We start from the raw sequence: 4439 nt of genomic DNA, 5'->3' as shown, positions 1-4439 counted from the left end.
GTTAGCCGTTGTGATTGCTCAAGGCATCGCAACGTCTATATGGTATAGCGAATCAAAACACAAAGAGCTGGAAGGAATTCGTTCTGCCTCGTCGAGCATGGCGAACATGTTTGCTTCAACGGTGACTTTTTTCCAATCTCTACCCGTTAAATATCGTCATATCGTGCTGGATCAAATACGGAATATGGGCGGTACGCGCTTCTTCGTTTCTTTCAATAAAGAGGCTTTGATTGTCGAACCGATCCCCGATACCCGTTTAAAAACAGCCTCGATTGAAGCGATAGAAAGTGTTTTGAGTAGCAAACTCAATAAAGTGGCGTCAGTGCGGGTAGATTTTTCTCGACCTGAACACCTTCGCTTGCTTAAAAACGACATCTACTTAAGCGATCTCCCGCGATCTTGGGCACATCATACTTTAACGTTAGAACCGCTGAATCCACCCATTCTGGTTGTACAAATCGAATTGACCAGTCACGAATGGGTATACATTGCGGCATTGTTGCCTGCTCCATATGTGAAACTCGACGATACGATTCTTGGCAGAGAGCAGGTGATCTTCTTAGTTTCTTCAACGCTTATTCTGCTGGTTCTAACTTACTTGATGATTCGTCGCCAAGTGCGTCCTCTGAAAAAGTTAGCAAGGGCGGCCAATGAGATGAGTATGGATATTCAGCAGCCTCCGCTAAACGAAGAAGGGGCGACTGAACTGGTCACCGCAACCCGAGCCTTTAATCGCATGCAGCAACGGATTCGTCGCTATGTTGCCGACCGAGAGCACCTTTTTTCTGCGATCTCCCATGACTTAAAGACACCAATAACACGTCTAAGATTGCGTGCAGAGTTGTTGGAGAGTGAAGTAAAGAAAGACAAATTTAATAAAGATCTCGATGAGCTTGAGATGATGGTTAAAGGTGCTTTGCAAGCAGTAAGAGACACCGATCTACACGAGAACAATGCCATTATTGACCTCAACGAAATGGTACTTTCTGTTATTGAATCTCATAACCAGTATCAGAAAAAAGTTGAGTTTGAGCCGGTCGTCATTGAGCCACTGGTCGCGAAACCACTGGCGATTAAGCGTGTACTGACCAACTTAATTGACAACGCGGTTAAGTATGGTTCATCAGCTGTCGTGGAAGTTAGTGGTGATGAGCTTTGGGTTGTCGTGACTATTCAAGACCGTGGGAATGGCATTCCTGAAGACAAGTTAGAGATGGTTTTTGAACCCTATTTTAGGCTAGCAACGGATGATCAAGGACACGGACTTGGCCTCGGGATCTGCCGAAATATCCTGCACGGACACGGTGGAGATCTCATTATTCGCAACTCCTCTCAAGGTGGCTTGGAAGTCAAAGTCTATATCCCAACAGGCTTAGAAGTGTAGTGTAACAATCTTGTTACATTGGGCTTACCTTTTGTTTCAATCTTACCAGTCAGAATAAGTAGACTCTTTAATGAACCGGACGTCGAGTCCGCTAAACATGGAAGATAATAATGAAAATCAATAAAACCCTACTTACTCTATCTCTTCTTGCTGCCTCAACATTTTCTCAAGCTGGTGAAGTGGAAGTGCTCCACTGGTGGACTGCCGGTGGCGAAGCGAAATCCGCTGCCGTACTGAAAGAGATGATTGAACAACAAGGCCATACTTGGAAAGACTTCGCAGTTGCTGGTGGCGGCGGTGAAAGTGCGATGACTGTTTTGAAAACGCGAGCAGTATCGGGCAATCCACCTTCTGCAGCGCAGATTAAAGGTCATGATATTCAGGAGTGGGGTGGTTTAGGTTTTCTAACGTCTCTCGATGCGACTGCTAAACAAGAACAATGGGATGAACTACTACCAGAAGTAGTGACTAAAGTGATGAAGTGGGATGGTGAATATGTGGCAGTTCCTGTCAACGTTCACCGTGTTAACTGGCTTTGGGCAAACCCTGTTGTTTTAGAAAAATCGGGTGTGACAGTTCCAACGACATTAGATGAGTTCTTTGTTGCTGCAGACAAGATTAAAGCGGCTGGCTTCATTCCATTAGCTCACGGTGGTCAGCCTTGGCAAGACGCGACCGTATTCGAAGCCGTGGCACTTGATGTACTAGGCAGTGAAGACTACAACAAAGCGTTCGTTGATCTTGATATGGACGTATTATCTGGCGACAAAATGGTGGAAGTGTTCACCAAGTTCAAAAAGATGCGTGATTACATCGACAGCAACTCTCCTGGTCGTGATTGGAATGTAGCAACCTCAATGGTTATCAATGGTGAAGCAGCGATGCAGATCATGGGTGACTGGGCGAAAGGTGAATTTACTGCGGCAGGCAAAGTGCCGGGTAAAGATTACATCTGTGCACCAGCTCCAGGTACTGCCGGCCAATTTACTTTCAATATCGATAGCTTTGCGTTCTTTGAGTTAAGCGACCAAGAGAACCAAAAAGCGCAGCAAGACCTAGCGAAAACCATTCTTACCAAAGATTTCCAAGAAGTCTTCAACCTTAACAAAGGTTCTATCCCTGTACGTCTAGATATGGACATGTCTAAATTCGACCAATGTGCGTTGGATTCAATGGCTACTTTCAAAGCGAGTGCTGAATCGGGCGATCTTGTTCCGAGTATGGCTCACGGCCTAGCGACAACAAGCTATGCTCAAGGCGCTATCTATGACGTAGTGACCAACTTCTTCAACGAGAAAGATGCCGATCCTAAACAAGCGGCAGCTAAGTTAGCAAAAGCAGTGAAAGCGGCTATCTAATCTAACTTGATAAGTGACACACAACGCACGTGAGTGACGGGCTGTGTTGCTTTATCGAACCCCCAGGGTGGGTAGGCTCGTAGGGAGCCTATCTGCTCTTCACTCCCAATTCTGATATGCGTGATGCTGATGTGGTGCCGAAAGGTAAGCCATTGGCTCGATTGTGCAACAAGGATAAGTTATGGAGCATGTTTTGACTGAGTCGACTCCAAAACCCACAAGGAGCCAGCCTGCACCGAAACCGAGTTTTGCTGACAGGTTGCAACATTGGTTACCTAAAATTGTACTGGCGCCGACTGCGTTAGTGACCGTGGTGTGTATCTACGGCTACATATTTTGGACGGCAGCGTTGTCGTTCACCAACTCTCGATTTCTGCCGAGCTTTAATTTCGTTGGTTTAACCCAATATGAAAAGCTGATGGATAACGATCGCTGGATTACCTCAATCACCAACCTCGGTGTGTTTGGTTTTCTATTTATGGCGATTGCCATCTTGCTTGGTGTTGGTTTAGCGGTATTGCTTGACCAGAACATCCGTCAAGAAGGGGCGATTCGTACCATCTATCTCTACCCAATGGCGTTGTCATTCATTGTGACGGGTACGGCGTGGAAATGGATTCTTAATCCGGGTCTTGGCATTGAAAAACTGATGCAAGATTGGGGATTTACTGACTTCAAATTTGACTGGCTAGTCGACTCCGAAATGTCGGTGTATACCTTGGTTATCGCAGCACTTTGGCAGTCTTCAGGGTTTGTGATGGCGATGTTCTTAGCAGGTCTGCGTGGCATCGATTCTTCAATCATCAAAGCGGCGCAAATTGATGGGGCAAGCTTACCTACCATCTATCTCAAAATCATTCTGCCTTGTTTGCGCCCTGTGGTCTTCAGTGCGGTGATCATTACTTCTCACATTGCGATTAAGAGCTTCGACCTTGTGACGGCAATGACAGCGGGTGGCCCCGGTTATTCATCGGATCTTCCTGCGCTATTCATGTACGCACACTCTTTTACTCGCGGACAAATTGGCCTTGGTGCTGCCAGTGCCATGATGATGCTTGCCGGTATCTTAGCGATTCTCGTGCCTTATCTTTACTCTGAACTTAGGGAGAAAAAGTCATGATGAATAACATCAATTTTGCTCGAATCTTTATTTATTCAGCACTGCTTTTCTTCTGTTTAGTGTATCTAATGCCATTGTTCGTGATGGCGCTGACGTCATTCAAAACTCTGCCTGACATCAAAGCGGGTAACTTAATGAGCTTGCCGAAAGAGTGGGTGTTCGATGCTTGGTATAAAGCGTGGGATACCGCCTGTACGGGCGTGAAATGTGAAGGTATTAAAGGTTACTTCTGGAACTCGTTCCAAATGGTGATTCCTGCGGTTGCGATCTCAACATTGCTCGGTGCATTCAATGGTTATGTCGTGACGAAATGGCAATTTAGAGGTTCAAACCTGTTCTTTAGCTTGTTGTTGTTTGGTTGCTTCATCCCATTCCAAGTGGTGTTGCTGCCAATGGCAACCATGCTTGGCAAGATGGGTTTAGCAAACACAACCATCGGTTTGGTGATTGTGCACGTTATCTACGGCATGGCGTTTACGACTCTATTTTTCCGTAACTTCTACATCTCGATTCCTGATGAATTGATCAAAGCAGCAAAACTGGATGGCGCAGGCTTCTTTACCATTTTCTTTAAGAT

At 45.8% G+C, this 4439-nt stretch carries 4 protein-coding genes; all 4 read left to right on the top strand.

The annotated features are described in order from the left end of the window. On the top strand, positions 1-1384 hold a 1384-nt coding region (locus tag AB4496_RS23320), incomplete at its 5' end, for an ATP-binding protein (RefSeq protein ID WP_372132138.1). A gap of 110 nt (positions 1385-1494) precedes the next feature. Beyond that, on the top strand, positions 1495-2742 hold the full coding sequence (locus AB4496_RS23315) for an ABC transporter substrate-binding protein (RefSeq protein ID WP_009848504.1): 1248 nt from the start codon (positions 1495-1497) through the stop codon (positions 2740-2742). Between the two features lie 181 nt (positions 2743-2923). Then, a complete protein-coding gene (locus AB4496_RS23310) occupies positions 2924-3862 on the top strand; it encodes a carbohydrate ABC transporter permease (RefSeq protein WP_009848503.1) in 939 nt (312 codons plus the stop codon). Next, positions 3859-4439, top strand: a 581-nt coding sequence (locus AB4496_RS23305; protein WP_372132134.1) for a carbohydrate ABC transporter permease, incomplete at its 3' end; no start/stop codon positions are given. The genes AB4496_RS23310 and AB4496_RS23305, both read left to right, overlap by 4 nt.

Origin of the sequence: Vibrio sp. 10N.222.46.A1, from assembly GCF_041473595.1 — a bacterium.
In the GTDB taxonomy this organism is placed as follows: Bacteria; Pseudomonadota; Gammaproteobacteria; order Enterobacterales; family Vibrionaceae; genus Vibrio; species Vibrio tasmaniensis_A.
This window is presented reverse-complemented; position numbering and strand designations above follow the sequence as displayed.